Origin of the sequence: Pseudoduganella aquatica, from assembly GCF_020865585.1 — a bacterium.
Lineage (GTDB): Bacteria > Pseudomonadota > Gammaproteobacteria > Burkholderiales > Burkholderiaceae_D > Rugamonas > Rugamonas aquatica_A.
In genome coordinates this window covers 5,365,936-5,392,416 of the sequence record NZ_CP086370.1, presented here as the reverse complement: position 1 = coordinate 5,392,416, position 26,481 = coordinate 5,365,936, and the positions used below count along the sequence as shown (strand labels likewise).

Sequence of the window (26,481 nt, the reverse complement as noted above, 5' to 3'; positions counted from 1 at the left end):
ATGAATATCGGCCAGGCTGCGCAGGCATCGGGTGTGAGCGCCAAGATGATACGCTACTATGAAAGCATAGGCCTGGTCAGCGAGAGCCGGCGCAGCGAGGCCGGCTACCGCATCTACGGCGAAAAGGATCTGCACGCGCTGCGTTTCATCAAGCGCGCCCGCAAACTGGGCTTCGCGCTGGAACAGATACGCGGCCTGCTGTCGCTATGGCAGGACAGCGCGCGCGCCAGCGCGGACGTGAAGAAAATAGCGCTGTCCCACGTGGACGAACTGAATCAGCGCATCCGCGAGCTGACCGAAATGCGCGACACGCTGGCCACGCTGGCGTCCTGCTGCCACGGAGACCAGCGCCCCGACTGCCCCATCCTGCAAACGCTCAGCGAATAAACATCCACACGGTCAGCGCCGCGCCGACCGCCACCACGAAGCCGCGCATCAGCCGTTCCGGCATGCGGTGGATCAGCCACGAGCCGCACAAGCCGCCCGCAATGCCGCCCGCGCACAGCGCCAGCGCGGCGGGCCAGCTGATCATGCCCGAGAACGCGAAGATGGCCGCCGCCGACGCGTTCATCGCCATCGCCAGCATGTTCTTGGTGGCCGTGGCCATGCGGATCTGCTGGCCGGCGATGGTCAGCGCGGCCAGCATCAGGAAGCCGATGCCGCCGCCGAAATAGCCGCCGTACACCGCGATGCAGCTTTGCACCGCCACCAGCGCGCCGGTGGGCATGCCGGCCACCGCGTGCAGCGGCTGGCTGCGGAAACTGCCCCAGGCGAACACCGAGGTGGCGAACAGCACCAGCCACGGCACCAGCTTGGAGAAGAACACCGGCGGCGTGACCATCAGCAGGATGGCGCCGATGACGCCGCCGCCCACGCTGATGGCGAACAGCTGCTCGAACGACAGCCCGCCCACGCCGCCCACCAGCTTGCGGCCGGCGATGGCGGACGTGGTCTGGCTGGGGAACATGGCGATGGTGGACGTCATATTCGCCGCCACGGGGTTCAGGCCGGCCAGCAGCAGGGTGGGGAAGGTGATGAAGGAGCCGCCGCCCGCGAGGGCGTTCTGCACCCCCGCAAACAGGCCGGCGGCGGCGATCAGCAGGACGGTGTGGAGTTCGAGTGGGGGGACGGGGGACATGCGGGGATTATAACGGCGTTGCTGCAACGCTGTCCCGCAGGCTGATGCGGCACCTGCCGATTCAGGCTTTGCCTTTATACTATCCGCGAGACCTCAAACCGCCAACGAGATGGAGCAGGCGATGGTGTATGAACTGTACTACTGGCCCACTATCCAGGGGCGCGGCGAATTCGTGCGGCTGGCGCTGGAGGAGGCGGGCGCCGCCTACAGGGACGTGGCGCGCGGCAAGGGCGGCATGAAGCCCACGGAGGCCGCCATCGATCCGCACGAGGAAGTGCGCGCCGCGTTTGCGCCGCCGGTGCTGCGCGCGGGCGAGCTGCTGATTGGGCAGACCGCCAACATCCTGCTCTATCTGGGCCGCAAGCACGGCCTGGCGCCGCGCGCCGAAGCGGGCTGGCTGTGGGCGCACCAGCTGCAGCTCACCATCGCCGACATCGTCAACGAAGCGCATGACACGCACCATCCGGTGTCCACCAATCTGTACTACGAAGAGCAGAAGACGGAAGCGAAGAAGCGTGCCGCCGATTTCACCGCCGAGCGCATTCCCAAGTTCCTCGGCTACTTCGAGCACATCCTGCAAAACAACGGCGGCCGTCACATGGTGGGCAAGCGTCTGAGCTACGTGGACTTGTCGATCTTCCAGCTGATCGAGGGCCTGCGCTACGCCTTCCCGAAAGCGATGGCGAAGCTGGAGCCCGGCTGGCCCGGTTTGATGGTGCTGCACGGCATGGTCGCGGTGCGGCCCAACATTGCCGCCTACCTGGCATCGAAGCGGCGCATCCCCTTTAACGAAGACGGCATCTTCCGCCGCTACCCCGAGCTGGAATGAGGTGGGCCGTGCAGCTTACCGGGCCGCGCTGACCGGGAAGCCCGCGCCGGCGATGGCCGCCTTCACCGCTTCCAGCGCCGCGCTGGACTCCACTTTCACCTGCCCGGCGGCCAGGTCCACCGCCACGCTGGCCTGCGCATCGAGCGCCTTCACGGCCTTGGTCACGCTGGCCACGCAATGCCCGCAGCTCATCTCTTCCACTTTCAGCTGATACATATCGACCTCCTTGTTGTGATGTGCTTACTGTAACCCTTACCACGATGGGAAGGTCAAGCTTGGCGCTGCTTCCTCTATGGCTCGCGTTTTTGTAGGCCTGTTCCTACCCGCTGCGGACGGCGGCGCGGGAGGCCGCTAACTGCCGGGCTTGCCAGCCCGTGCAGCCTCAAAATTTACGTAAGACATTGTTTTTTAAAGGAAATTTTTACGTATTTCCTTGTTAATGTTTCGTTTTGATCATGCTAGGATGCCTGGGCAGTCTTGTGCGCACACGACAGCTTTCCTGCCTTTCATCCTTTTTTACGGGGGTATTATGATCAAAATGAAATCCATCGCAGTCGCGCTGGCCCTGGTCGGCGCCACTGCCGGCGCCAGCCTGGCGCACGCCGCCGACATCAGCCAGACCACCGCCGCCGCACTGACCGGCAACACGGCCCACTTCGGCCGCGACCTGACCGCCTACAGCGTGGGCGACCTGTTCACGGACCGCTTCACCTTCACCAGCGGCAACCTGAGCAACTTCGTCGGCGGCGTGATCTCGGTGTCGCCGGGCGCCGGTCCGCTCAAGAATATCGATATCACCGGCCTGAGCCTGTACAACGCGGCCGGCCTGGTGCTGGGCGGCAGCAACCACGGCAACGGCGCGGCCGATGTCTGGACCATCAATTCCATGGGTCCGCTGAGCGCCGGCAGCTACTACCTGCAAGTGAGCGGCACCGTGCTGTCGGCCAACGACGCCAGCTATGCCGGCCACCTGACCCTGGCGCCGGTGCCGGAGCCAGCCACCTACGGCATGATGCTGGGCGGCCTGGGCGTGCTGGGTTTCCTGGCGCGCCGCCGCAAGCAGCAGGCGGACTCTCAAGCCTGATGCCGCCAACGTGGCGTGGCGCCTGACGGCGCTATAATAAAAAACGGAGGCTGCGGCTTCCGTTTTTACGCCAGGAGATCCTATTTTCCGCTTACTCCGCTTATTCGCCGCGCTCGCGGCATTGTGCTGCTGCGCAGCCGCGTCCATGGCCAGTGCCGCCATCCTGCCGGCCCAGCTTGCCGTGGTGATCAATGACGACGACCCCAACAGCGTAGAGCTGGGCGAATACTACCGCCAGCAGCGCGGCATTCCAGCCGGGAACATGGTGCACGTGCGCATACCCGGCAAGCCGCGCAAGCTCGGCGCCGCGCAGTTCCGCCAGCTCAAGGAAGACATCGACGCCAGGCTGGGGCCGGAGATCCAGGCCGTGCTGATGGTGTGGACCGCGCCTTATGCGGTCGAATGCAACGGCATCACCGCCGCCTACACGCTGGGCCTGGACAGCGCACTGTGCGCCAAAACCTGCCAGCCGGGCAAACCCAGTGCCTATTTCAACGCCGCCGGGCCCGCCATGGCGCGGCCGTTCAGCGCGCTTGGCCTGCGCCTGGCCATGCTGCTGCCGGCCGATTCGGTGGAGCAGGGCAAGGCGCTGATAGGGCGTGGCGTGGCCAGCGGTTTCCGCGTGCCGGCCGCCGGCGCCTACTACCTGGAGACCAGCGAAGCGCAGCGCAACAGCCGCGTGCCGTTCTATCCGCGCGCCGGTGTGCTGGCGCAGCGCAAGCTCACCATCCACCGGCAGAAGGCGGACGCGCTCGAAGGCGCGCGCGACATCATGCTGTACCAGACCGGCATGGCGAAGGTGGACAAGCTGGACACGCTGGCTTTCCTGCCCGGCGCCCTGGCCGACCATCTGACTTCCTTTGGCGGCGACCTGTACGGCGCCACGCAGATGAGCAGCCTGCGCTGGCTGGAGGCGGGCGCCACCGCCAGCTACGGCACCGTCAGCGAACCCTGCAACTACTGGCAGAAATTCCCCCATCCCACGGTGCTGCTGCGCCACTACCTGAACGGCGATACCGCCCTGGAAGCCTACTGGAAAAGCGTGTCCTGGCCGGCGCAGGGCGTGTTTATCGGCGAGCCGCTCGCCGCGCCTTATCGCCAACTGAGCGTTGCAACCGAGCGCCGCAACTGAGACATTTGTCGGATCGTTACAACTTTAGTCCGTTCGGACTAATGACGAGTCATCAATTTGTCATGTGATTATATTAATATGCGGATAGCAACTATAGAAATCATTTTGTTAACGCTTCCCACACCAGGACCGCATATGAAACCATCCGCCCCCGCCGCGCCAGGCCGCCTCACCGTGCTGGCCGCCTTGCTGGCCAGCCTGTCCGCTCCCGCTTTGGCCGATTCGGCCGTCGTCATCAGCCAGGTGTATGGCGCGGGCGGCAATGGCACCGGCTCCGGCGCCGCGCTGCTGAAACACGACTTCATCGAACTCTATAACCGCAGCAGCACGGCCGTGTCGCTCAACGGCTGGAGCGTGCAGTACGCGTCGGCCACCGGCAATAGCTGGGCCGTCACGCCGCTGACCAACGTCATGCTGCAGCCAGGCCAGTACTACATGGTCCAGGAAGCTGCGGGCGCGGGCGGCACCGCCACCACCGTGACGGCCGACAAGGTCGGCACGCTGGCGATGGCGGCGGGCGCCGGCAAGGTTGCGCTGAGCAACACCACCACCGCCTTCACCGTCGTCAATCCCAGCGGCGCGGCACTGGTCGACCTGGTTGGCTACGGCAGCACCGCCAATTTCTCCGAGGGCAACGCCCCGACCGGCACGCTGGGCAACCTGACCGCCGCGCTGCGCAAGGGCAACGGCTGCACCGACACCGACAACAACGGCGCCGACTTCGAAGTGCTGGCCCCGAATCCGCGCAACACCTCCGTGATCCTGGCTTGCGGCGCCACGGTGGTCAAGCCCATCGTCGCCACCTGCCCATCCACGTTGTCCGTCGCGCAAGGCTATAGCGGCAGCGTGCCGCTCAGCGCGACCGACGAGGACAGCATCGTTACCGGCGCCAGGATCTCGGCCGGCGCGCTGGCCGGCATCGGCCTGGACGGCTTCACCGCCGCCGGCGCGGTGGGCGGCACCGCCAACGTCAGCCTGAGCGCGGCGTCCAATCTGGGTGTGGGCAGCTACCCGGTCACCATCGAGTTCTCCAACGACGGCAACCAGTTCGCCACTTGCCCGGTGACCGTGAAGGTGACCGGCCTGGCCACCCCGACCAAGACCATTCCGCAAATCCAGGGCGCCAGCACCGGCGACACCCCTAGCCCCTACGCCAACACCGTCCAGACCGCCGAAGGCGTGGTGACGCTGAAGGTGTCCAACGGCTTCTTCATGCAGGATCCGGTCGGCGACAACGACGTCACCAGCTCGGACGGCATCTTCGTCTTCACCTCCACCGCGCCGACCGTGCAAGTGGGCCAGATCGCCCGCGTGACCGGCCTGGTGTACGAATACGTGCCGACCGGCGCCAAGCGCTCCTACACCGAGTTCAAGGACGTGAGCGCCGTGGTGCCGATGGGCGACGGCCCGGCCATCACCCCGGTCAACGTGGAACTGGGCGACAACCTGGCCCAGGTGGAAGGCATGCTGGTGCGCTTCAACCGTCCGCTGACGGTCAACCAGGCCGAGTTCCTCGGCGACCGCGGCGAGCTGACGCTGGCCAACGGCCGCCTGGAAGTGCCGACCAACCGCTACCCTGCGCGTTCGCCGGAAGCGCTTGCGCTGGCGGCGTCCAACGCGGCCGGCATGATCGTGCTGGACGACGGCCTGTTCGTCACGCCGCCCACCATCCCCTACATCGGCCAGGATGGCACCGTGCGCGTGGGCGACACCGTCACCGACCTGGTGGGCGTGATCGACTTCGGCGCCGCCGGCGGCAGCATCACCACCTTCAAGCTGCAGCCCGTGTCGCCGCCGGTGTTCTCGCGCACCAATCCGCGCGAAGATGCACCCGTGCTGGCCCCGGGTAACGTGAAAGTGGCCAGCGCCAACGTGCTGAACTTCTTCACCACCTTCACCAATGGCCGCAACGTGGAAGGCCAGACCACCTCGGGCTGCAAGGTCGGCAGCACCACCACCTTGAGCAACTGCCGCGGCGCCGACAACCTGGCGGAGTTCGAGCGCCAGCGCGACAAGATCGTGGCCGAACTGAAAGCCATCGACGCCGACGTCTACGGCCTGATGGAAATCCAGAACAATGGCGACTACGCGGTGACCTACCTCACCAACGCGCTGAATGCGGCCGTCGGCTCGCCGGTGTACGCCGTGGTGCCTGCGCCTGCCGCCACCGGCACCGACGCCATCCGCGTCGCCATGATCTACAAGCCATCCAGGCTGACGCTGGTGGGCGGCGCGCTGTCGGACGACGACAGCGTCAACAACCGTCCGCCAATGGCGCAGACCTTCCAGGCCAACAACGGCGAGAAGTTCTCGCTGGTGGTGAACCACCTGAAGTCGAAAGGCAGCTGCCCGTCCGGCACCGGCCTGGACGCCGACAAGGGCGACAGCCAGAGCTGCTGGAACAACACCCGCAAGCTGCAGGCAGCGCGCCTGGTGAACAGCTTCGTGCCGCAAGTGGTGGCCGCCGCCGGCGATCCGGACGTGCTGCTGATCGGCGACATGAACTCCTACGGCATGGAAGACCCGGTCTTCGTGATGACCAACGCGGGCTTCGTCAACCAGCTGGAGCGCTTTGTGCGTCCGCAAGGCATGCCGTACTCCTACGTGTTCGGCAGCAATAGCGGCTACCTGGACCACGCCCTGGCCAGCGCCTCGCTGAGCCCGCAAGTGGCCGGCGCCGCCGAATGGCACCTGAACGCCGACGAGCCGACCGTGATCGACTACAACACCGACGGCAAGCCGCAGGACCTGTACAACGCGCTGGCCTACCGCGCCTCGGACCATGATCCGGTGGTGGTGAGCCTGAACCTGCAGCCGAAGTTCGTCGACCTGGGCGCGAGCGTGAAGATGACGCAGATCTCCGCCATCTACAACCGCATGACGCAGAAATACGTCGGCAGCGTCAATGTGACCAACACCAGCGCCGCGCCGCTGAGCGGTCCCTTCATCGTCAAGCTGAACGCGCTGACCGCCGGCGTGACGCTGGACAATGCGAGCGGCACGCAAGATGGTGCGCCGTATGTCAACGTCGCCGGCGCGACACTGGCGCCGGGCGCCACCATGAACGTCCAGTTGATCTTCACCAATCCATCTCGCGGCGTGTTTGGCTACAGCCCGAAATTCTATAGCGGCACTTTCTAAGGAACCATCATGTACTTCAATTCTATGAGCACCTTCCTGCGCCGCGCGGCGCTGGCGCTGGCCCTGTGCGCGGGCTGCGGCGCGGCCTCGGCCGGCACCATCCACGTCACGATCAACACCAGCAATTTTGGTGAAGCCACCGGCTTTATCGACATGCAGTTCCTGGGCCAGGGCGGCGCGGTCGAGGCCACAGCCCTGGTGTCGAACATGGTGGGCTTCGATAGCAGCGCCTACAAGGAAGTGATGAACGTCACACAGCAGGCTGGCGGCTATCTGTTCAGCAATTTGCTGAGCAACGATCTGTTTCACGCGGTCGACTTCACTATCGGCCAGGTCAGCTTCGACATCACTTTTGGCGGCGCCATCGATCCTTTGACCACGGTCGCCTCCGTCTTTGCCGTGTCGGCGTACTCTCTGGACAACCGGGCGCTTGGCAATTATGACCCGGATACCGGCGTGCTCGCATCGTTCGTCTGGACGCCAGCCACCGTTCCCGGAGGAAGCGGCAGTATCGGCCAGGACAACAATGATCCCGGCGCGGTGGGTGTGGTGCCGGAACCGTCGGACTGGCTGCTGAGCGGCACCGGCCTGGCGCTGATGGCGCTGGTGCTGCGCCGCCGCGCCACGGCCGGCCTGCCCAAGCAGGGCATGGCACTGGCGGCTTGATAGTCTGTTGTTTCCGCGCACCGGCCGGTGCGCGCGCAAGCGCCTGAACCATGCGCGCCGCCCCCTCAAGGGCGGCGCGTTTTTCATAGGGAGAGCGAAAATTTAGTCGAAAATCCTATGAATCGCGCAATTAAATTGTATTAGTAAGCACTATCCGGGCTGATGCATAGTGGTTCCATGCCATCCCCCATCCTCATCATCGACTGCGATCCGCAGGTCCAGCAGCTGCTGGCGCTGAACCTGCGCCAGGCCGGCCACCAGCCGCTGTGCGCGCTGGACGCCGAAAGCGCGCTGTTGATGATGGAAACCGCCGCGCCCGCGCTGCTGCTGCTGGAATGGGATTTGCCCGGGCAATCCGGCCTGTCCCTGCTGCGCCGCCTGCGCGCGCAGCCGCGCACCGAGGATCTGCCCGTCATTATGCTGACCGCGCGCGCTGCCGAGGCCGACAAGATCATGGCCCTGGAGAGCGGCGCCGACGACTACATCACCAAGCCCTTCAGCCCGCGCGAAACGCTGGCCCGCATGCACGCCGTGCTGCGCCGCCAGGCGCACGCCGCGCTGCACGCTGGCGCACCAGACGGCGCCATGGCAGGCAAGGACGCGCTGCAGCTGGCCACGCTGCGGCTGGACGCCGCCGCCCAGCGCGTCGTCGCAGGCGGGCGCCAGCTCAGCCTCGGGCGGGTGGAGTTCCGCCTGCTGCATTTCCTGATGCGGCATCCGGAACGGGTGTACAGCCGCGCGCAATTGCTGGACCTGGTGTGGGGCGCGGACGCCTGCCTGGACGAACGCACCGTGGACACCCATGTCGGCCGCCTGCGCAGCGCCTTGCAGCCCAGCGGCTACCACGACCATATCGAAACCGTGCGCGGCAGCGGCTACCGTTTCACGGCCCGCGTCGCCGCCGTTGCCTGAGGCTCGCGCGCGCCATGGAGCACACGGTCATCCTGAGCAAGCTGGAACAGGAGTACCTGCTGGGCGCCATCGAAGCGTCGCTGTCGGTGCGCGAGCTGCGCAGCTATTTCCTATGGACGCAAGGCCAGCTGCAAGCGCTGCTGCCGCACCGCGTGATGGTCTGCATGCAGTTCGGTCCGGCGGGTGGTGCGCACGGTGGCTTGCTGCGCACGGAATGCCTGCACGGCACCGTGCTCGACCAGGCTGTGCTCGCGCAGCTGTGCGATCCCGCGCAAGGGCTGGCGCCGCGCCTTGCGCGCCACGCCGGCGCGCGTGCTGACGGGCAGGCCGCACCGGCCTTGCCGGCCGCTGTCGCCGCCGGTGCCGCCGGTGTCGCCGGTGCCGGCCCGTGGGCCGCGTTTGGCCCCGACCTGCTGCGTCTGGGCCTGGACAATGTCTTGCTGCACGGCAGCGGCGAGCTGCCTGGCGGCGGCACCTGTTTTGCGCTGTTCGGCATGCCCCAGCGCCCCGGTCCGCGCCAGGCGTATTTTCTCGAACTGCTGTTGCCCCATCTGCATTTCGCCTTGCTGCGCCTGGACGCCGCGCCCGCCGCCGCATTGCCCGAGCGCCCCGTCAGCCGGCGCGAAATGGAAATCCTGCACTGGGTCAGGGAAGGCAAGAGCAATACCGAAGTGGGGCAGATCCTCGGCATCAGCGGTCTTACCGTGAAAAACCATTTGCAGCGCATCTACAAAACGCTGGGCGTCAGCAACCGCACGCAGGCGGTGGCGCGCGGCATTGCGCTGCGGCTGCTGGACGGCGGCGCAGTGCGCGCTTGACGCGGCGGCCGCACAAGCACATGATGGATGATTCCTTCCTCGCCGGCGCCCACCGCCCATGTCCATGCGCCTGACCACGCTGCTTGTCCTTGCCGCCGCCGGCGCTTTGCTGGGCTGCGCCGCGCTGGCTGGCAGCAGCCAGGGCAGTGGCGCCGCCGCAGCCCAGCCGCCTGGCGGCACGGCGGCCCTGCCTGAGCTCCTGCAGCGCCTGCGCGCCATGGAGGCCGCCTCCACCTGTACCGCTTCCGCCGACTGCCATGCCTTGCCGGTTGGCGCGCGCCTGTGCGGCGGCCCGTCCGCCTGGCTGGCCATGTCTTCCGCGCAGATGGCCGCCGCCGCTCCGCTCGCGCAGCGCTACACCGCGCTGCGCAAGAGCGCCAACGAGGCTGCCGAGAAAGAGGGCATGGCCGCCACTTGTCAAGTTGTTCCGCAGCCTGCCGTGGGCTGTGTCGCCGGCTATTGCCGCACCCTTCCTGGCGGGCCGTCCGGCCGCGCCGACTGACCTTCCGATTGTCACGCCTCCCGCGTGAATTTGATTCACACGAGAAACATTTTTTGTCGAAAAATCTTACAGTTTAAGCTCCTTGCAACCATGCAAATGAATCAACTTCCTGATTCTTTTGAAAATATTTCATGGGCACGGTTAATGCTTTAAGAAACGGACTCAACTAGGGGAGTGGTTGAGGCCGGCAAGTTATCTATCCACAAGACAAGATAGCTTTCTAAAAACTAAGAAACCATTTATATCCAGGGGATTTCGTGGCTAAATTTACGACAAGCGGGACGAGCAAACTAATCAAAAAAGCGGCATGCGTTGCGGCGCTGGCAGCCAGCAGTTTTGCTCAAGCGGGAGTACTTAATTTTGAGAGCGGCTTTACCAATTCGCCCATCCTGTACGCGGGGCAAAACCAGTCAACCGGGGACTATTGGATCGAGACCTACGCCTACGGCGCCACCCTGGGCAGCGACTTGGCCGGTGTGATTGTCGATGGTTCCACCAACGAGCTGTGCGTTTCCGGCGGCTGCCCGACCAATAACAAAAGCAACTACTACACCGGCCTGAATGACGGCTATCTGTACTTTGGCCTGAACAGCGGCAGTAATTTCCACCTGAGCTCCCTGCAGGCCAGCTATGTCGGCGCAGACGGCACCAGCTTTCCCGCCACCGCCGGCGCGCTGCTGATCCAGGGCTTCAACGCCGCAGGCGTTGCCGTAGGCAACTCCCAGACCATCTTCCTGCCTGGCCCGACCGGCGGCGCTTTCAATTTCGCCAACTACAGCCTGTCGCCGCTGGCGGGCTATGAAGTCAACTTCGTGCGCATCTATGGCTACGGTTGCGACGCCACCGGCAGCTGCAGCCGCACCAATGGCATCGGCAACTTTGCACTCGACAACATCGTTACCGTCCCGGAACCCACCAGCATGGCCCTGTTCGGCCTGGGCCTGTTCGGCCTCGGCGCACTGCGCCGCCGCCGTTCGGCTTGAGCCTGTGCTGTTCCATTTTTAATCCATTCCGGGAAAAACCATGAACCTGAACCTGCGTCCAATTTCGCTGGCAGTGCTGGCACTGCTGTCCAGCCTGACCATTAACGCCGGCGCGCAAGAAGAGCGCCGCACCTACATCGTGCAGCTGGCGGACCAGCCCGCCGCCACCTACAACGGCGGCGTCAACGGCCTGGCTGCGACCCAGCCGGCCCCTGGCGAAGTGTTCGACTTCCGCGCGCCCAGCGTGCAGGAATACATCCGCTACCTGGGCGACCGCAAGACCGAAGTGCTGGCCAGCGTCGGCAACCCTGCCGTCATCGCCAACTATGACGTGGTGCTGAACGGCTTTGCCGTGCAGCTGACCGACGCCGAAGTGCTGGCGCTGAAAAACAATCCGGCCGTGGCCGACGTGCAGGCCGACGCCGTGCGCCGTGTCGACACCATCTCCACCGCGCGCTTCCTGGGCCTGAGCACGACCGGCGGCCTGTGGTCGAAATTCACCGGCGGCCAGCTGGTGAAGGGCGAGAACATGGTGATCGGCGTGGTCGACAGCGGCATCTGGCCGGAAAACCCGGCCTTCGCCGACCGCGTCGACGCCAACGGCAACCCGACCTTCGACGGCTCGGGCACGCTGGCCTACCTGAGCCCGCCCGCCAGCTTCAAAGGCGGCTGCCAGAGCGGCGAGGGCTTCGATGCCGGCCTGCATTGCAACAACAAGCTGATCGGCGCCAAGTACTTCAACGCCGGCTTCCTGGTGTCGTCCAACGGCCCGAAAAAGAACTGGAGCGAATTCTATTCGCCGCGTGACTCCAACATCGGCAGCAACGGCGTGTCCACCGGCCACGGCGGCCACGGCAGCCACACCGCGTCCACCGCGGCCGGCAACGACGGCGCCTTCGCCACCGTGAACGGCGTGCCGATGGGGCCGAGCACCGGCATGGCGCCGCGCGCCCGCATCGCCGCCTACAAAGTGTGCTGGACCTATGACGATCCGGCCGCCGAAGACGGCACGAACGCCAGCAACACCTGCTACAACACCGACTCGGTGCTGGCCATCGACGAGGCGGTCAAGGACGGCGTGAATGTCATCAACTACTCGATCAGCGGTTCCCAGACCTCGGTCAACGACCCCGTCGAGCAGGCCTTCTACCGCGCCTCGCTGGCCGGCGTGTTCGTGGCCGCCTCGGCCGGCAACAGCGGTCCGGCGCAAGCGGTGGCCCACGTCAGCCCGTGGCTGACCACGGTGGCCGCGTCCACCCACGACCGCAGCACGCAGGCGGAAGTGACCCTGGGCAGCGGCGCCAAGTACAGCGGCGCCTCGCTGAACGTGAACCCGCTCGGTTCGGCCCCGCTGATCCGCGCCGAAGACGCCGGCCTGGGCGGCGGCGCCGCCAGCCTGTGCTTCAGCGACGGCGCCGCTGCCGCCGCCTTGAGCCAGGTGAAGCTGGACCCGGCCAAGGTCGCCGGCAAGGTCGTCATCTGCACGCGCGGCGAGAATGCCCGTGTCGACAAGAGCCTGGCCGTGCTGCAGGCCGGCGGTGTGGGCATGGTCATGGCCGACAACGGCGGCGGCCTGGTCTCGGAAGCGCACTCGGTGCCGACGGTGCACGTGACGGCTGCCAATGGCGCCGACATCAAGGCCTACGCCCTGGCGCAAGGCGCCAGCGCCAGCGCCGCCATCAGCGCCTTCGCCATCAAGTCGGCGCCGGCGCCCATCATGGCCGGCTTCTCCTCGCGCGGCCCGAACGCCGGCGACAGCAATATGCTGAAACCGGACCTGACCGCGCCAGGCGTGGACGTGATCGCCAGCGTGACCGCCGCGCTGACCCCGGCCGAACACGCCGCCGTGGCCGCCGGTACGCTGGTGCCGCCAGCGGCCTACGCGTCCTACCAGGGCACGTCGATGTCCAGCCCGCACGTGGCCGGCCTGGGCCTGCTGATGCGCCAGCTGCATCCTGACTGGACCCCGGCCGCTATCAAGTCGGCGCTGATGACCACCGCCTACACCACCCTGAACGACGGCCTGGCCGGCGCGCAGAACGGCCTGCTGCCGTGGTCGCAAGGCGCCGGCCACGTCGACCCGAACAAGGCTGCCGATCCGGGCCTGGTGTACGACCTGAAAAAGCCTGACTACGTGGCTTACCAGTGCAAGGTGAACAAGGCCGCTGTGCAGCCGCAAAGCGATTGCACCCTGTACGGCACGCTGGACGAGACCTACAACCTGAACCTGCCTTCGATCACCATCGGCGGCGTGCAGAACAGCGTCACCGTGCGCCGTTCGGTGACCAATGTGGGCGGCGCCAGCGCCACCTACAACGCCACCGCCTCGGTGCCGGGCTTCAGCACGGTGGTCACGCCGGCCAGCCTGACGCTGGCGCCGGGCGAAACCGCCGCCTTCACCGTCAAGCTGACCACCACCAGCGCCGCCAACGGCGTGTGGAACTTCGGCACCCTGAGCTGGACCGACGGCACCCATGTGGTGCGCAGCCCGATCCAGGCCCGCACCGGCAAGTCCATCGCCGGCACCACGCAGCTGACCGGCGACAAGACTTCGGGTACCCGCATCTTCCCGATGAAAGCCACCTTCAATGGCCGCATGACCGCCCTCAAGGGCGGCCTGAAAGCGCCGACGCTGGGCGAAGCGGTCACGCTGGCCCCGGCGCCGATGAGCTCGGCGAACCTGAAGCTGGCTTGCGCGGCCGGCAACGACCTGCCGAACGTGAAGGTGTATAACGTGGCCATTCCTGCCGGCACGGTTGCAGCGCGCTTCGCACTGCGCGATGCGGATGTCGGCACCGCCGGCGACGACAACGACATGGGCCTGCTGACGCCGTCCGGCGCCTGGGTGTACTCGGGCAACGACGGCAGCAATGAGTCGGTGCAAGTGGCCGGTCCCGACGCAGGCAACTACAAGGTGTGCGTCGTGGCGTACGGCGGCGCTGCGGCGATGTCGCACAAGCTGCAGTCGACCGTGGTGACCACCTCCGACGTGGGCGGCAAGTTTACCGTGGTTCTGCCTGGCAAAGTGGTGGCCAACGTGGCGGCCAGCATTGTCGCCACCTGGTCCGGCCTGGCCAACGATACCTCCTACCTGGGCGGTATCCAGTTCCAGGATCTGAACGGCAACGTGCAGACCACCACCATCGTCAACGTCAATACCGGCACGGCCACCATCCCTGTGGCGGAAACGGAACGCACGCGCTCGAAACTGATCGACTAATTGTCACTCGGCAAGAGCGGTAAATCGCAGCCGCGCGGGCATGTCCCGCGCGGCTGTTTTTATTGCGGAAAACGTTGTCGAATGCTTAAACCCCGTGGTAGGCTAGGCGGATTCAGCCTATAGCAGTAAATAAGGAGTCGTTCGGATGCACGCAGCACAGCTACAAGGTAATAAAGCGCCGCGCCGCGCCGCCGGTTTCACCCTGCTGGAACTGCTGGTGGTGATCGTCATCATCGGCCTGCTGGCGGCCTATGTTGGCCCCAAATACTTCTCCCAGCTGGGCAAGTCGGAAGTCACCATCGCCAAGGCCCAGATCGAGGCCTTCGAAAAGTCGCTGGACACCTACCGCCTCGACGTGGGCCGCTATCCCAGCGCCGAGGAGGGCCTGGCCGCGCTGCTGGCCGCGCCCGCGTCGGCCGGCGCCAAGTGGAACGGTCCCTACCTGAAAAAAGGCGTGCCGCCCGACCCGTGGGGCAAGCCTTACCAGTACCGCGCGCCCGGCACCAAGGGCGAGTACGAGATCATTTCGCTGGGTAAGGATGGCCAGCCTGGCGGCACCGGCGAAGACGCCGATATTTCGTCCCAGTAAGCCCGACCTCGACAGCAATCCCAGCAACCCTCGGCAGCGGCTCATTCCATGCAGTTCGAAGTACGTACCTTGTCGCCGGAAATGGTGATCGGCCGCCAAGTGGTGGATGGCCGCGATGAAGCGGACGCGCGCCGCCAGGTGGAGGCGCGCGGCCTGTTCGTCAGCGCCATCGCGCCGGTGCGCGGCGGCCTCGGCCTGCCGGTGGGCAAGGGCCGGGGCAAGTCCCTGTCGCTGGTGCTGTTCAGCCAGGAATTGCTGGCGCTGCTCACGGCCGGCCTGGGCGTGGTGGAGGCGCTGGAGGCGCTGCTGGAAAAGGAAGCCAGCCCCGCCACGCGCGGCGTGCTGGAACGCCTGCTGGGCGGCCTGCGCGAAGGGCAGCGCTTTTCGGCCGTGCTGGCCGAGCAGCCGGAACTGTTCCCTCCGCTGTACGTGGGCATCGTCAAGGCCGCCGAAGGCACCAGCGACCTGCCGCGCGCGCTGTCGCGCTTCATCGACTACCAGCAGCGCATCGACACCGTGCGCGCCAAGATCGTCAGCGCCGCCATCTATCCGTCCATCCTGCTGCTGGTGGGCGGCGGCGTCAGCCTGTTCTTGATTTCCTATGTGGTGCCGCGCTTCGCCGAGGTCTACCAGGGCGCTGGCCGCAACCTGCCGTGGATGTCGCAGATGATGCTGGGCTGGGGCCAGTTCGCTTCCGCCCACACCACCGCCTTGCTGGGCGGCGTGGCGCTGGCGCTGGCCAGCCTGGTGTTCGGCCTGCGCCGCCTGATGGCCAACGGCGGCCTGCTGCGGCTGATGTCGCGCTTGCCGGGCATCGGCGAGCGGGTGCGCATCTACGAACTGTCGCGGCTCTACCTCACGCTGGGCATGCTGAGCGAAGGCGGCATCACCATCCTGCACGCCATCGACACGGTGCAGGGCATGGTGTCGCCCATGGTCAGGCAGGGCTTGCAGGCGGCGCGCGCGCATGTGGAGTCCGGCCTGCCGCTGTCGTCCGCGTTTGAAGCCAACGGCCTGACCACGCCGATCTCGCTGCGCATGCTGCGCGTGGGCGAACGCACCGGCGACATGGGCCCCATGCTGACCCAGTCGGCGGCTTTCTACGACGGCGAAATCAGCCGCTGGATAGACCGCTTCACCCGCACCTTCGAGCCGCTGCTGATGGCTTGCATCGGCCTGGTGGTGGGCGCCATCGTGGTGCTGCTCTACATGCCGATTTTCGACCTCGCTGGAGATATGTCGTGATGCCTGACTTTGCCGCCATCGACCATGCCATGCTGGTGCGCGCCCGCGCGCGCGCCGCGCTGAGCAAGCGCAGCCTGGTCGAGGAGCTGGAGGCGCTGACCGGCATCGAGCCGCGCCTGGCGGTGCGGGCGCTGGCCCAGCCCTTCGGCCTGGCCGTGCTGGAAACGGTGGACATGCTGGGCTACACGCCGGCCTTCGACCTGCTGCCGCTGTCGCAGGCCATGGCGCGCCGCTGCGTGCTGCTGCGCGCGCAGGACGGCATGCTGGTGGGCGTCATCGCCGACCCCTTCGACCTGGACCTGCAAACCTGGCTGGGCACGCAGGCGCGGGCCACGCCGCATGCGCCGCTGCACACCCGGCTGGCGCTGCAAGCGGACATCCAGGCCTATCTGTCCAAGCAGGAGGAATCGGCGCGCGCGGTGGACAGCCTGCTGCCCGGCGCCAGCGACGGCCGCCGCGACGGCAAGACCGCCGCCGTGCTGTCCTTCGCCTCCGTGTCCGAGGCGGCCAGCCCCGCCGTGCGCCTGGTGAACTCCACACTGTACGACGCGCTCAAGGCCGGCGCGTCCGACATCCACCTGGAGAGCACCGCCGGCGGCCTGGCCGTGAAATACCGCGTGGACGGCGTGCTCGACCACGCCACGGCGGTGAACGGCATCGAGGTGGCCGAGCAGATCATCTCGCGCCTGAAGGTGCTGGCCGAACTGGACATCTCCGAGCGCCGCATTCCGCAGGACGGCAGCTTCCGCGTGGAGTCGGGCGGGCGCGAGATCGACCTGCGCGTTTCCATCATGCCCAGCATCCACGGCGAGGACGCGGTGATACGTATCCTCGACAAGCGCGCCATGATAGAAGCCTACGGCTCGCTCACGCTGGAAGCGCTGGGCTTCGACGCGCCCTCGCTGGCCACGCTGCGCGTGCTGGCGCAGGAAGCCTACGGCATGCTGCTGGTGACCGGTCCCACGGGCTCGGGCAAAACCACCACGCTGTACGCCGCGCTCACCGAGATCCACAACGGCCGCGAAAAAATCATCACCATCGAAGACCCGGTGGAGTACCAGCTGCCCGGCATCCTGCAGATTCCGGTCAACGAGAAGAAGGGGCTGACCTTCGCCAAGGGCCTGCGCTCCATCCTGCGCCACGATCCGGACAAAATCATGGTGGGCGAAATCCGCGACCGCGAGACGGCGGAAATCGCCGTGCAGTCCGCGCTGACCGGCCACCTGGTGCTCACCACCGTGCACGCCAACAATGTGTTCGACGTGTTCGGCCGCTTCACCCACATGGGCATCGATCCTTACGCCTTCGTGTCCGCGCTGAACGGCATCTGGGCGCAGCGCCTGGTGCGCATCAACTGCCCGCACTGCGCGGCCGAATACACGCCCACGGAGCAGGAGCTGGCCAGCGTCAATCTGACCCGCGCCGACGTGTTCGACTACCGCTTCATGGAAGGCAAGGGCTGCGGCGACTGCCGGGGCACCGGCTACAAGGGACGCCGCTCGATCGCGGAAATCCTCACGCTGAACGACGAAATACGGGAACTGATCGTGGACAAGAAACCGATCCGCCAGATCAAGGCCGCCGCCTACGCAAACGGCACGCGCAGCCTGCGCCTGGCCGCGCTGGAACTGGTCAAGCGCGGCGGCACCACGCTGTCCGAAATCAAGCGGGTGACGCTGCATGCCTAAGTTCCTCGACAGATTGCCGGGACAGGCGCTGCGCATCGGCGTGTCGGGCTTCGCCGTGAGCTTGCTGAAGGTGAGCCGCTGGTTCGGTCCCAAGGCAGAGCTGCTGGCCGAACAGCCGTTCTCGCCCGAAGGCGTGGGCGCGCTGCACGCCCACCACGCGATCGGCGTTGCGCTGCGCGAGCTGCTGGCAGGGCAGGACGTGCAGGGCTGGCCCGCCAGCTTTGTGCTGGCCGATGAACTGGCGCGCGTATGGCAGGTCACGCCGCCCGCGCAGGCGGCGCGCCTGGCCGACCTGGAGGCGGCCGCCGCGCTGCGTTTCCACGGCCTGTACGGTGAACCTGCCGCCAACTGGAAGATCGTGGCGGACTGGGACGCGCGCCAGCCTTTCTTTGCCGCCGCCATGCCGCAGCCTTTGCTGGCCACGCTGGAGCAGGCCGCCGCCGAACACGGACTGGCCGTGGTGGAAGTGCAGCCGCATTTCGTCACCGCGTGGAACCGCTGGCAGGGCGCCGTGAAGACGGGCGCCTGGTTCGGCCAGGTGCACGACAATCTGCTGACGCTGGCCGTCCTGGACGGCAAGCGCCTGAACGCCATCCGCGCGCTGCCGGTGCCGCGCGGCGCCGACCAGTACTGGCTGGCGCAAACGCTGAAACGCGAAGCGCTGCTGGCCGGACTGGAAGCGCCGCAGCTGCTGCAGCTGTGCGGCCAGGTGCCGCCGCTGCTGGCCAAGCCGGCCGCCAACGCGGACCAGATCCCGTGCACCGTGCTGGGCGCGGCCTTGCCCGGCGAAGAAAAGTGGTCGCTGGCCAGCGTGCTGGCGGCGGGAGGGCTGGCGGCATGAGGAAAATGCGCATCGACTTCGCGCCGGCCGGCTGGCGCCGCGCGCTGTACCGCGCCCATCCCGCCGCGCTGGCCGGGTGCGCGCTGGGGCTGGCGCTGTGCGTGGGCGCAGCCGCGTACGGCTACCAGATGGCGCAGCAGCAGCGCGCCCGCGCCGAGCAGCTGGGCGAGCTGGAGCGGCAGCAGCGGCGCCAGGCGCAGCAGCTGCAACAACAGCAGCAGAAACAGCAGCGCCAGGGGCAGCAGGGAGGCGCCGCGCTGGCCGCCAAGGTGCAGATACCGGAAGCCCAGGCCAAGGCCATCAACGCGGCCGTGTTGCAGCTGAACCTGCCGTGGCGCGACATGCAGGAAGCCGTGGGCGAAGCCACGCCGGCCACGATTGCCTTGCTGGCGCTGGAGCCCGACCCGAACAAGCAAGTGCTGAAGATCAGCGCCGAAGCCAAGAATCCGGACGATATGATCGCCTACATAGAACAGCTCAAGCAGCAGGAGTTCTTCGTGAGCGCTGCGCTGGTGCGGCACGAGATCAACGACCTCGATCCGAACCGGCCGGTCCGCTTCCAGGTGGAAGCCCAGTGGGGAGCGCGATGAAGCCGGGCGCCGCCAAGATGCAGCCCGGGCAGCCGGGAACGGCGCAAGCCACGCTCAGCGTCTTGCTGCTGCGGGCGCGCCTGGCCGCTGCGCGCGCGGGAGCGGGCGCCTGCGTGGCCGCCGTGCTGTGTGTGGCGGGCGCCGCGGCGTGGGCCTGGCTGCTGCCGCGCGGCGCGGAGCAGAAGCTGGCGCTGGCCCGTCCCTTGCCGGTGCCGGCCACGCTGGCGGTGGCCGCGCCGCCGCCGTCCGCCAATGAAAACCTGGCGCTGTTCCACGAAACGCTGGGAGAAAAGCGCTACGCGGAGCAGCACGTGAAAGTGCTGTTCGCGCTGGCGGCGAAAGCGGGCCTGAGCCTGAACCAGGGCGAATACAAACCGGGCTACGACAAGGCCAGCCGCGTCAGCAGCTACCAGATCACGCTGCCGGTGAAGGGCAGCTACCAGGCGATCTGGCAGTTCGCCCTGGGCGCCTTGCGCGAGCTGCCCTTCGCCGCGCTGGACGACATCGGCTTCCGCCGCGAGAACATCGGCGACGCGCAGGTGGAAGCGCGCGTGCGCTTCACGCTCTACCTGAAGGACGGCGCCATGCTGGAGCAGCCATGAAGCCGCGCCATTTGCTGATGGCAGTGGCGCTGGCCGGCGCCGCCGCGCTGGTGGTTTTTGGCGACAAGACCCCGGCCGGCAGCGGCGTTGCCGAAGCCGTGGACCGCCGCCCGCAGCCTGCCGCGGCCCGGACCGCCGCGCCGGCTCTGCCAGCCACGGCGCCCGCCGCCCCCGCGCCTGCCGCCAATGACGCCAAACCCGCAGCGGCGGAGGTGCAGATTCTGCGCCTGCTGCCGCGCGGCGAACTGATAGGCGAATCCGGCGAGGGCAGTTTTGGCGGAGCCGGCGCCGTGTTCGGCAGCCAGAACTGGACCCCGCCGCCGCCGCCGCCGCAAGCCCCGCCGCCCCCTCCGCCGCCGCAAGCGCCGCCGCTGCCGTTCACCTACATCGGCAAGGCCGCCAGCGAAGGGGCCTGGGAGGTATTCCTGGCGCGCGGCGAAAAAACTTATGTGGTACGCGCGCAAATGGTGATCGACGGCGTCTACCGCGTCGACGCCGTCGCGCCGCCCATGCTCAAGCTTACCTATCTGCCGCTGAATCAATCCCAGCAGCTCAATATTGGAGTTCCCGACTAATGGCCCGCACATCCCACCGCAAGTTGAAAACCACGGCCATGGCCACGCTGGTGGCGCTGGCGCTGGCCGGTTGCGCAGGCGAGATGGCCTACCGCGACGGCCGCACCCTGGTCGAACAGAACAAGCCGGAAGAGGGCCTGGCCAAATTCCAGGAAGCCATCACGCAAGCGCCCAACAACGCGCAATTCCGCTCCGCCTACCTGCTCACGCGCGACCGCACCGCCGTGCGCTATCTGGACCAGGCCGAGCGCGACCTGGCCGACGGCCGCCGCGCCCCGGCGCAGCAAGCCTACCAGCGCGTGCTGGCCATCGACCCCATGAACGAGCGCGCACGCGCCGGGCTGCGCGCGGTGGAAACGGCCGAGCGGCTGGAAAAAATGGTGGCCTCCGCCGGCGAACTGGCCGCCAAAAAGGACTACGACGGCGCGCGGCAGAAGCTCAACGCGGTGCTGGCGGAAAAACCGGCCTACGAGGAGGCGCGCCTGATGCTGCGCGACGTGAACGACAAGAGCGCCCAGCCCACGGCCGAAGCGGGCCTGTCGAAAGCGTTCAAGCAGCCCATCAGCATCGAGTTCCGCGACGCGCCGCTCAAGCAGGTGTTCGAGATTATCGCGCGCCGCTCCGGCCTGAACTTCGTCTTCGACAAGGACGTGAAGACCGACCAGAAAGCCTCCATTTTCCTGAAGAACAGCACCGTGGAAGCGGCGGTCTACTATCTGCTGATGACCAACCAGCTCGAGCAGCAGGTCCTGGACGGCAACACCATTTTGATCTACCCCAACGTGGCGGCCAAGCTGAAGGAATACCAGGAGATGGTGGTGAAGACCTTCTTCCTGGCCAATGCGGAGGCCAAGTCGGTGGCCAACACGCTCAAGACCATCCTCAAATCGCGCGACGTGGTGGTGGATGAAAAACTGAACCTGCTGATCGTGCGCGACAACGCCGAGGCGATCCGCCTGGCCGAGCGCCTGGTGGCGCTGCAGGACGTGGCCGAGCCGGAGGTGATGCTGGAAGTGGAAATCCTGGAAGTGAAGCGCACGCGCCTGATGGAGCTGGGCGTGGCCTGGCCGACCAGCGTTACCCTCGGCCCGCTGATTTCGTCCGGCGGCACGGTGCTGACGATTAATGACCTGAACCACCTGAACCAGCGCAGCATAGGCGTGTCCGCGCTCAACGTGACCGGCAAGGCCAACAAGACCGACGGCGACAGCAACCTGCTGGCCAATCCGCGCATCCGCGTGCGCAACAAGGAAAAGGCCAAGATCCTGATCGGCGACAAGGTGCCGGTCATCACCACCACCATTTCGCCCGGCACCGGCGGCTTTGCCAGCGAGTCGGTCAGCTATGTGGACGTGGGTTTGACGCTGAACGCCGAGCCGACCATTTACCTGAACAACGAAGTGGCGATCCGCGTGTCGCTGGAGGTCAGCAACCTGGTCAGCCAGGTGGAGACCAAGTCCGGCACCAAGGCCTACCAGATCGGCACGCGCCAGGCCAGCACCATGCTGCAGCTGAAGGACGGCGAGAACCAGGTGCTGGCGGGCCTGATCAACAACGAGGACCGCAGCAACGGCAGCAAAGTGCCGCTGTTCGGCGACGTGCCCATCCTCGGCCGCCTGTTCGGCAGCACCACGGACGACAAGCAGAAGACCGAGATCGTGCTGTCCATCACCCCGCACCTGATCCGCAACGTGCAGCGCCCCGAGGCGGCCAACGCCGAATTCTCGGCCGGCACCGAGGGCAACTTCCGCCGCCGTCCGGACCCCGCCGTGCGCACGCCGGTGGCGCTGCCGCTAGGCGCTCCCAGCGCGCCCGCCGCGCCGGTGGTTCCGGCCGCGCCGCAGCTGCCGGCGCAGGGCGCGCAGCCGATGGCCATTCCCGCTCCCGGCCAGCCGCCAGTGGCGCAGCCTGCCGCGCCGGCCGGCGTGCCGCTATCCACGTCGCAGCCCGGCCCCGCGTCCAGCGTGGCGCAGCCCGAGCCAGCTGCCCCGGCGCAGCCGCCAGCAAAATGAATCTGCGGCGCCGCGGCTTCACGCTGATCGAACTGCTGGTGACGCTGGCCATCCTGGGCCTGCTCGGCACGCTGGTGGTGCCGGTGGCGCAGGTGACCATCCAGCGCCGCAACGAACAGGAGCTGCGCCGTTCGCTGAACGAGATCCGCCAGGCCATCGACGCCTACAAGCAGGCTTACGATGATGGCCGGGTGGCCAAGAGCACCATCAGCACCGGCTACCCCAAGAACCTGGAACTGCTGGTGGAGGGCGTGCAGGACCAGAAGAACCCCAAGCGCAGCAAGATCTACTTCCTGCGCCGCATTCCGCGCGACCCCTTCAGCGCCGAACCGGAGGCGTCCGATGCGCAGACCTGGGGCAAGCGCAGCTACGCCAGCGACGCCGACCAGCCGCGCGAAGGGGAGGACGTGTACGATGTCTACTCCCTCTCCGAAAAGACCGGCTTGAACGGCGTGGCCTACCGAAAATGGTAAACATGAACAAAGCCAGACAAGGATTCACGCTGATCGAGCTGCTCGTGGTGCTGGGCATTATCGCGCTGCTGCTCACGCTGGCCGTGCCGCGTTATTTCCCCAGCGTGGACAGCGCCAAGGAAACCATCCTGGCCGACAACCTGCGCAACACCCGCGCCACCATCGACCAGTACTACGGCGATACGGGCCGCTATCCGGACACGCTCGAGCAGCTGGTGGAGAAAAAATACCTGCGCGCCGCGCCTATCGACCCCATCACCGAAAGCAGCACCACCTGGATACTGGTGGCGCCGGAAGATGGCACCAAGGGCGGCGTGTCGGACCTGAAAAGCGGAGCGCCCGGCAATGACCGCCACGGCAAACCCTACGCGGACTGGTAGGCCGCCCCGGCGCGGCGCCGGCTTCAGCTCGGGCTTTACCTACATCAGCCTGGTCATCATGCTGGCCATCATGGCCCTGGTGTGCGCCAGCACGGTCAAGCTGGGCGCGGTGATGCAGCGCAGTGCCGCCGAGCGCGAGCTGCTCAATATAGGCGCCCAGTTCAGCGACGCGCTGCAAAGCTACGCCAAGGCCACGCCGCCCGGCCAGCCCACCCAGCCGCCCTCGCTGAAGGAGCTGCTGCTGGATCCGCGTTTCCCCGCCGTGCGGCGCCACCTGCGCAAAATCTTTGTCGATCCCATGACGGGCAAGGCGGAGTGGGGCATCAGCTATGTGGCGGGCACCACCGGCGTGGTGGCGGTGTACAGCCTGTCCACCGCCAAACCGGTCAAGATTGGCAATTTCCCGGCCCGCTTCCAGGGTTTTGAAGGCAAGCAGCGTATCTCGGACTGGAAATTTGTCAGCGCAGGGGATGCGCAGCCGCTGCCGGGCCAGCCCGGGGCCAAGCCGCCGCAGCCGGGGCAGCCCGGTACGCCGCCGCTGCCCGGCGCCACGCCGCCTGCCGGTGCGGAGCCGGGCGCCCCGCCGTCCATGCCGGCTGAACCGGCGCCGGAACCGCCGGCCGAGCCGGCCGAGCCCGCCGAGCCGCCGCCGCGGCCAGACGACACCAAGCCGGATCCCGATCCGCCGCCCGAACAGCAGCGATAAAACACCAGCCCGGATGCCCACGCAGACCGGGCTTTTTATTTACTGAAATATTGCTGTGCAACATAGTAAATATACTTGCATAAATTTCTTTATTGACGGAAATTAAATATAATCAAAAGAACAATGGTTTTGCCGTGTTTATGCTATATTGGTTTTCGCAGTCCCGAACTCTTTGGTTAGCTCATCAACCAATAAAATCAACTTTTTAAGGATAACCTATGAAATTGAAACTTATTGTTGCGAGCTTATTAGCCGCAGCTTCCCTGGGCGCCTCGGCGGCGGATCAACTGGTCATTCTGGATGATAACCCGCTGGCAAACAACTTCTTCCAATCCGTCAAATCCCCGGTCGATGATGTACTGTCCGGCGGCTCCGACGTAATCACTTTTGGCGGCCTGGCACCAGGCCTGTACGAGATCGTCGTGACGATCAGCGGCCAAAACCTGACCTTCGACGGCACCCTGTCGAACCTGAACGGCACCACCGGCAGCGTCTTCAGCGATGGCAAGCTGCGCTTCTTCGGCGTTGAACACAGCGGCGCCGCTCCATTCGTGCTGAGCTTGTTCGGCACGGGTGCTGCGGGCGCGAAATACAGCGGCGAAGTGAGCGTGACGGCGGTACCGGAACCAGCCACCTACGGCATGCTGATCGGCGGCCTGGGTATCCTGGCTTTCCTGGCTCGCCGTAAACAAGACTCTGACGCCTGAGGCGGGAACCAGCATTAAAAAACCCGCTCGCGAGCGGGTTTTGTTTTTTGGAATTACTTTGCGCGGCGCTTGAAGTCGCGGAAGCGGAAGCCCATTGCATATAATGCGAGGAAATAAATTGCCGCGCAAATAGTTATTATCAGAAATAATGTTCCAGCACGCAAGAATGGATGGTGGCCCATTGCCAGCCAGTCGACTTTTGCTGCACCGAACCATGCGGCCGCGCCCATCAGCCCCACCGCTACCAAGAGTTTCAAATAGAATTTCCCCCAGCCAGCTTTCGGCTGATAGACGCCGCGCTGGCGCAGGCCCCGGTACAGGAATGCCGCGTTGATGCAGGCCCCGAGTCCGATTGAAAGCGCCAGTCCCGCCACGGCGATGTAGGGAACAAACAACAGGTTCATCAGCTGCGTGGCGATCAGCACGCCGACCGCGATTTTCACCGGCGTGCGGATATCTTGCTTGGCGTAAAACGCCGGCGCCAGCGTTTTCACGAGGATGATGCCGATCAGGCCGGCGCTATAGGCCACCAGGGGCTGGGCCGACATGGTGGCCGCTTCGGCGGTGAATTTACCGTAGTGGAACAGGGTGCTGATCAGCGGCACCGCCAGCGCGGCCATGCCCACCGCCGCCGGCAGCGCCAGCAGGAAGGTCAGGCGCAGGCCCCAGTCCAGCAGGTCTGAATACTCCTCGTGGTCGGCGTCCGCATTGGCCTTGGCCAGGCTCGGCAGCAATATGGTGCCCAGCGCCACGCCCAGCATGGCGGTGGGGAATTCCATCAGGCGGTCGGCATAGGACAGCCAGGAGATGCTGCCCTCGGCCAGGCGCGAGGCGATGCTGGTGTTGATCATCAGGCTGATCTGCGCAGCCGACACGGCGAACACGGCCGGCCCCATCTTCTTCAGCACGCGGCGCACGCCGCCGTCGCGCAGGCCCACCAAGGGGTTCAGATACAGGCGCGGCAGCATGCCGATGCGTATCAGCGCCGGGACCTGGATCGCCACCTGCAAAATGCCGCCCACGAACACGGCGATGGCCATGGCGTAGATGGGCTGCTTTAAATAGGGCGCCAGGAACAGCGAGGCGGCGATAAAGCTCAGGTTCAGCAGCACCGGCGTGACGGCGGGGATTTTGAACTGGCGCCAGGTGTTCAATATGCCGCCGGCCAGCGCCACGAAGGACATGAAGGCGATATAGGGGAACATCAGCCGCGTCATCCAGACCGAGGCGTCGAAGGCTTCCGGCGTGGCGCGCAGGCCGGTGGCGATCAGGTAGACGAACAGCGGGGCGCCTATAATACCGATCGCGCTGACCAGCACCGTGGCCCACACCAAGGTGGTGGCCACATGGTCGGCCAGCTCCTTGCTGGCTTCCTGGCCGTGCTGGTTCTTGTACTCGGCCAGTATCGGCACGAAGGCCTGCGAGAACGCGCCTTCGGCAAACAGCCGGCGCAGCAGGTTGGGAATGCGGAAGGCGACGACGAAGGCGTCCGTGTAGGCGCCGGCGCCAAAGGCGCGCGCGAACAGGCTTTCGCGCAGCAGGCCGGTCACGCGGGACAGCATCGTCATGCTGGAGATGGCAGCGAGGGTTTTGAGCAGGTTCATGGGCGGCGATTATAGCGGGCGCATCCGCCGCACAGCATGAAGGG

26 protein-coding genes are annotated in these 26,481 nt (G+C 66.3%); 23 read left to right on the top strand and 3 right to left on the bottom strand.

Annotated elements, in window-relative coordinates:
• Positions 1-387: a Cu(I)-responsive transcriptional regulator gene (gene cueR, locus KT882_RS24095; RefSeq protein WP_161072645.1), complete on the top strand. Its 387-nt coding sequence runs from the start codon at positions 1-3 to the stop codon at positions 385-387.
• Here the strand turns inward: cueR and KT882_RS24090 are convergent.
• Positions 377-1,138, bottom strand: a complete 762-nt coding sequence (locus tag KT882_RS24090; protein WP_228893497.1) for a sulfite exporter TauE/SafE family protein — start codon at positions 1,136-1,138, stop codon at positions 377-379. The genes cueR and KT882_RS24090 overlap by 11 nt on opposite strands.
• A 121-nt stretch (positions 1,139-1,259) precedes the next feature.
• On the opposite strand from KT882_RS24090, the gene KT882_RS24085 reads away from it, so the two are divergent.
• Positions 1,260-1,967, top strand: coding sequence for a glutathione S-transferase (locus KT882_RS24085; protein ID WP_161072643.1), 708 nt, complete (start codon positions 1,260-1,262; stop codon positions 1,965-1,967).
• A 15-nt stretch (positions 1,968-1,982) separates the two neighbouring features.
• On the opposite strand, the gene KT882_RS24080 is transcribed toward KT882_RS24085, so the two are convergent.
• Positions 1,983-2,183 carry a heavy-metal-associated domain-containing protein gene (locus tag KT882_RS24080; protein WP_161072642.1) on the bottom strand — a complete coding sequence of 67 codons (201 nt, stop codon included), beginning with the start codon at positions 2,181-2,183 and terminating at the stop codon, positions 1,983-1,985.
• A gap of 322 nt (positions 2,184-2,505) precedes the next feature.
• Here KT882_RS24080 and KT882_RS24075 point away from each other — a divergent pair, with 322 nt between their 5' ends.
• The 21 genes from KT882_RS24075 to KT882_RS23975 all read left to right on the top strand — a co-directional run bounded on the left by KT882_RS24075 (position 2,506) and on the right by KT882_RS23975 (position 24,833).
• Complete coding sequence (locus tag KT882_RS24075; RefSeq protein ID WP_161072641.1) at positions 2,506-3,051, top strand: FxDxF family PEP-CTERM protein; 546 nt, start codon at positions 2,506-2,508, stop codon at positions 3,049-3,051.
• A 145-nt stretch (positions 3,052-3,196) separates the two neighbouring features.
• Positions 3,197-4,183, top strand: a complete 987-nt coding sequence (locus KT882_RS24070; protein WP_228893496.1) for a TIGR03790 family protein — start codon at positions 3,197-3,199, stop codon at positions 4,181-4,183.
• 135 nt (positions 4,184-4,318) lie between these two features.
• The gene (locus tag KT882_RS24065) at positions 4,319-7,324 is read left to right on the top strand and encodes an ExeM/NucH family extracellular endonuclease (protein WP_228893495.1); all 3,006 of its coding nucleotides are present in this window, start codon (positions 4,319-4,321) and stop codon (positions 7,322-7,324) included.
• 9 nt (positions 7,325-7,333) lie between these two features.
• Positions 7,334-7,990: an NF038129 family PEP-CTERM protein gene (locus tag KT882_RS24060; RefSeq protein ID WP_161072638.1), complete on the top strand. Its 657-nt coding sequence runs from the start codon at positions 7,334-7,336 to the stop codon at positions 7,988-7,990.
• A 177-nt stretch (positions 7,991-8,167) separates the two neighbouring features.
• Positions 8,168-8,902, top strand: a complete 735-nt coding sequence (locus tag KT882_RS24055; RefSeq protein WP_161072637.1) for a winged helix-turn-helix domain-containing protein — start codon at positions 8,168-8,170, stop codon at positions 8,900-8,902.
• A gap of 14 nt (positions 8,903-8,916) precedes the next feature.
• Complete coding sequence (locus KT882_RS24050) at positions 8,917-9,720, top strand: LuxR C-terminal-related transcriptional regulator (protein WP_161072636.1); 804 nt, start codon at positions 8,917-8,919, stop codon at positions 9,718-9,720.
• 58 nt (positions 9,721-9,778) lie between these two features.
• Entirely contained in the window at positions 9,779-10,222 is a 444-nt protein-coding gene (locus KT882_RS24045) for a hypothetical protein (protein ID WP_161072635.1), read from the top strand.
• A 257-nt stretch (positions 10,223-10,479) separates the two neighbouring features.
• The gene (locus KT882_RS24040; RefSeq protein ID WP_161072634.1) at positions 10,480-11,205 is read left to right on the top strand and encodes an NF038120 family PEP-CTERM protein; all 726 of its coding nucleotides are present in this window, start codon (positions 10,480-10,482) and stop codon (positions 11,203-11,205) included.
• 40 nt (positions 11,206-11,245) lie between these two features.
• A complete protein-coding gene (locus tag KT882_RS24035; protein WP_161072633.1) occupies positions 11,246-14,425 on the top strand; it encodes a S8 family serine peptidase in 3,180 nt (1,059 codons plus the stop codon).
• A 145-nt stretch (positions 14,426-14,570) separates the two neighbouring features.
• On the top strand, positions 14,571-15,014 hold the full coding sequence (gene gspG / locus KT882_RS24030) for a type II secretion system major pseudopilin GspG (protein WP_161072632.1): 444 nt from the start codon (positions 14,571-14,573) through the stop codon (positions 15,012-15,014).
• 48 nt (positions 15,015-15,062) lie between these two features.
• Positions 15,063-16,259 (top strand): type II secretion system F family protein, encoded by a 1,197-nt coding sequence (locus KT882_RS24025; RefSeq protein WP_228893494.1) that lies wholly within the window; start codon positions 15,063-15,065, stop codon positions 16,257-16,259.
• Complete coding sequence (locus KT882_RS24020) at positions 16,259-17,947, top strand: GspE/PulE family protein (protein ID WP_161072630.1); 1,689 nt, start codon at positions 16,259-16,261, stop codon at positions 17,945-17,947. The genes KT882_RS24025 and KT882_RS24020 overlap by 1 nt, the downstream gene beginning before the upstream one ends.
• Entirely contained in the window at positions 17,940-18,788 is an 849-nt protein-coding gene (locus KT882_RS24015) for a hypothetical protein (protein WP_161072629.1), read from the top strand. Before KT882_RS24020 ends, KT882_RS24015 begins: the two co-directional genes overlap by 8 nt.
• Positions 18,785-19,378 (top strand): PilN domain-containing protein, encoded by a 594-nt coding sequence (locus KT882_RS24010; RefSeq protein WP_161072628.1) that lies wholly within the window; start codon positions 18,785-18,787, stop codon positions 19,376-19,378. Before KT882_RS24015 ends, KT882_RS24010 begins: the two co-directional genes overlap by 4 nt.
• On the top strand, positions 19,375-19,980 hold the full coding sequence (locus tag KT882_RS24005; protein ID WP_228893493.1) for a hypothetical protein: 606 nt from the start codon (positions 19,375-19,377) through the stop codon (positions 19,978-19,980). The genes KT882_RS24010 and KT882_RS24005 overlap by 4 nt, the downstream gene beginning before the upstream one ends.
• A complete protein-coding gene (locus tag KT882_RS24000) occupies positions 19,977-20,555 on the top strand; it encodes a hypothetical protein (protein WP_161075716.1) in 579 nt (192 codons plus the stop codon). The genes KT882_RS24005 and KT882_RS24000 overlap by 4 nt, the downstream gene beginning before the upstream one ends.
• Positions 20,555-22,567, top strand: a complete 2,013-nt coding sequence (locus KT882_RS23995; protein ID WP_161075715.1) for a secretin N-terminal domain-containing protein — start codon at positions 20,555-20,557, stop codon at positions 22,565-22,567. Before KT882_RS24000 ends, KT882_RS23995 begins: the two co-directional genes overlap by 1 nt.
• On the top strand, positions 22,564-23,040 hold the full coding sequence (locus KT882_RS23990; protein WP_161075714.1) for a type II secretion system protein: 477 nt from the start codon (positions 22,564-22,566) through the stop codon (positions 23,038-23,040). The genes KT882_RS23995 and KT882_RS23990 overlap by 4 nt, the downstream gene beginning before the upstream one ends.
• Positions 23,034-23,420, top strand: coding sequence for a type II secretion system protein (locus KT882_RS23985; RefSeq protein ID WP_161075713.1), 387 nt, complete (start codon positions 23,034-23,036; stop codon positions 23,418-23,420). The genes KT882_RS23990 and KT882_RS23985 overlap by 7 nt, the downstream gene beginning before the upstream one ends.
• On the top strand, positions 23,386-24,126 hold the full coding sequence (locus KT882_RS23980) for a type II secretion system protein (protein WP_228893492.1): 741 nt from the start codon (positions 23,386-23,388) through the stop codon (positions 24,124-24,126). The genes KT882_RS23985 and KT882_RS23980 overlap by 35 nt, the downstream gene beginning before the upstream one ends.
• A 218-nt stretch (positions 24,127-24,344) precedes the next feature.
• Entirely contained in the window at positions 24,345-24,833 is a 489-nt protein-coding gene (locus KT882_RS23975; protein ID WP_161074875.1) for an FxDxF family PEP-CTERM protein, read from the top strand.
• Between the two features lie 53 nt (positions 24,834-24,886).
• Here the strand turns inward: KT882_RS23975 and murJ are convergent, their stop codons facing one another.
• Complete coding sequence (murJ, locus tag KT882_RS23970; RefSeq protein ID WP_161074876.1) at positions 24,887-26,437, bottom strand: murein biosynthesis integral membrane protein MurJ; 1,551 nt, start codon at positions 26,435-26,437, stop codon at positions 24,887-24,889.
• Positions 26,438-26,481 lie beyond the last annotated feature (44 nt).

What these genes read in the sequence shown, in the direction of transcription:
- KT882_RS23990 (WP_161075714.1), top strand. Translation starts at nt 22,564, where the DNA reads ATGAATCTGCGGCGCCGCGGCTTCACGCTGATCGAACTGCTGGTGACG.
- KT882_RS24035 (WP_161072633.1), top strand. Translation starts at nt 11,246, where the DNA reads ATGAACCTGAACCTGCGTCCAATTTCGCTGGCAGTGCTGGCACTGCTG.
- KT882_RS24065 (WP_228893495.1), top strand. Translation starts at nt 4,319, where the DNA reads ATGAAACCATCCGCCCCCGCCGCGCCAGGCCGCCTCACCGTGCTGGCC.
- KT882_RS24090 (WP_228893497.1), bottom strand. Translation starts at nt 1,138, where the DNA reads ATGTCCCCCGTCCCCCCACTCGAACTCCACACCGTCCTGCTGATCGCC.
- KT882_RS24010 (WP_161072628.1), top strand. Translation starts at nt 18,785, where the DNA reads ATGAGGAAAATGCGCATCGACTTCGCGCCGGCCGGCTGGCGCCGCGCG.
- KT882_RS24000 (WP_161075716.1), top strand. Translation starts at nt 19,977, where the DNA reads ATGAAGCCGCGCCATTTGCTGATGGCAGTGGCGCTGGCCGGCGCCGCC.
- KT882_RS24015 (WP_161072629.1), top strand. Translation starts at nt 17,940, where the DNA reads ATGCCTAAGTTCCTCGACAGATTGCCGGGACAGGCGCTGCGCATCGGC.
- KT882_RS24075 (WP_161072641.1), top strand. Translation starts at nt 2,506, where the DNA reads ATGAAATCCATCGCAGTCGCGCTGGCCCTGGTCGGCGCCACTGCCGGC.
- murJ (WP_161074876.1), bottom strand. Translation starts at nt 26,437, where the DNA reads ATGAACCTGCTCAAAACCCTCGCTGCCATCTCCAGCATGACGATGCTG.
- KT882_RS24020 (WP_161072630.1), top strand. Translation starts at nt 16,259, where the DNA reads ATGCCTGACTTTGCCGCCATCGACCATGCCATGCTGGTGCGCGCCCGC.
- KT882_RS24055 (WP_161072637.1), top strand. Translation starts at nt 8,168, where the DNA reads ATGCCATCCCCCATCCTCATCATCGACTGCGATCCGCAGGTCCAGCAG.
- gspG (WP_161072632.1), top strand. Translation starts at nt 14,571, where the DNA reads ATGCACGCAGCACAGCTACAAGGTAATAAAGCGCCGCGCCGCGCCGCC.
- KT882_RS24070 (WP_228893496.1), top strand. Translation starts at nt 3,197, where the DNA reads ATGGCCAGTGCCGCCATCCTGCCGGCCCAGCTTGCCGTGGTGATCAAT.
- KT882_RS24025 (WP_228893494.1), top strand. Translation starts at nt 15,063, where the DNA reads ATGCAGTTCGAAGTACGTACCTTGTCGCCGGAAATGGTGATCGGCCGC.
- KT882_RS24060 (WP_161072638.1), top strand. Translation starts at nt 7,334, where the DNA reads ATGTACTTCAATTCTATGAGCACCTTCCTGCGCCGCGCGGCGCTGGCG.
- KT882_RS23975 (WP_161074875.1), top strand. Translation starts at nt 24,345, where the DNA reads ATGAAATTGAAACTTATTGTTGCGAGCTTATTAGCCGCAGCTTCCCTG.
- KT882_RS24005 (WP_228893493.1), top strand. Translation starts at nt 19,375, where the DNA reads ATGAAGCCGGGCGCCGCCAAGATGCAGCCCGGGCAGCCGGGAACGGCG.
- cueR (WP_161072645.1), top strand. Translation starts at nt 1, where the DNA reads ATGAATATCGGCCAGGCTGCGCAGGCATCGGGTGTGAGCGCCAAGATG.
- KT882_RS23985 (WP_161075713.1), top strand. Translation starts at nt 23,034, where the DNA reads ATGGTAAACATGAACAAAGCCAGACAAGGATTCACGCTGATCGAGCTG.
- KT882_RS23995 (WP_161075715.1), top strand. Translation starts at nt 20,555, where the DNA reads ATGGCCCGCACATCCCACCGCAAGTTGAAAACCACGGCCATGGCCACG.
- KT882_RS24085 (WP_161072643.1), top strand. Translation starts at nt 1,260, where the DNA reads ATGGTGTATGAACTGTACTACTGGCCCACTATCCAGGGGCGCGGCGAA.
- KT882_RS24080 (WP_161072642.1), bottom strand. Translation starts at nt 2,183, where the DNA reads ATGTATCAGCTGAAAGTGGAAGAGATGAGCTGCGGGCATTGCGTGGCC.
- KT882_RS23980 (WP_228893492.1), top strand. Translation starts at nt 23,386, where the DNA reads ATGACCGCCACGGCAAACCCTACGCGGACTGGTAGGCCGCCCCGGCGC.
- KT882_RS24045 (WP_161072635.1), top strand. Translation starts at nt 9,779, where the DNA reads ATGTCCATGCGCCTGACCACGCTGCTTGTCCTTGCCGCCGCCGGCGCT.
- KT882_RS24050 (WP_161072636.1), top strand. Translation starts at nt 8,917, where the DNA reads ATGGAGCACACGGTCATCCTGAGCAAGCTGGAACAGGAGTACCTGCTG.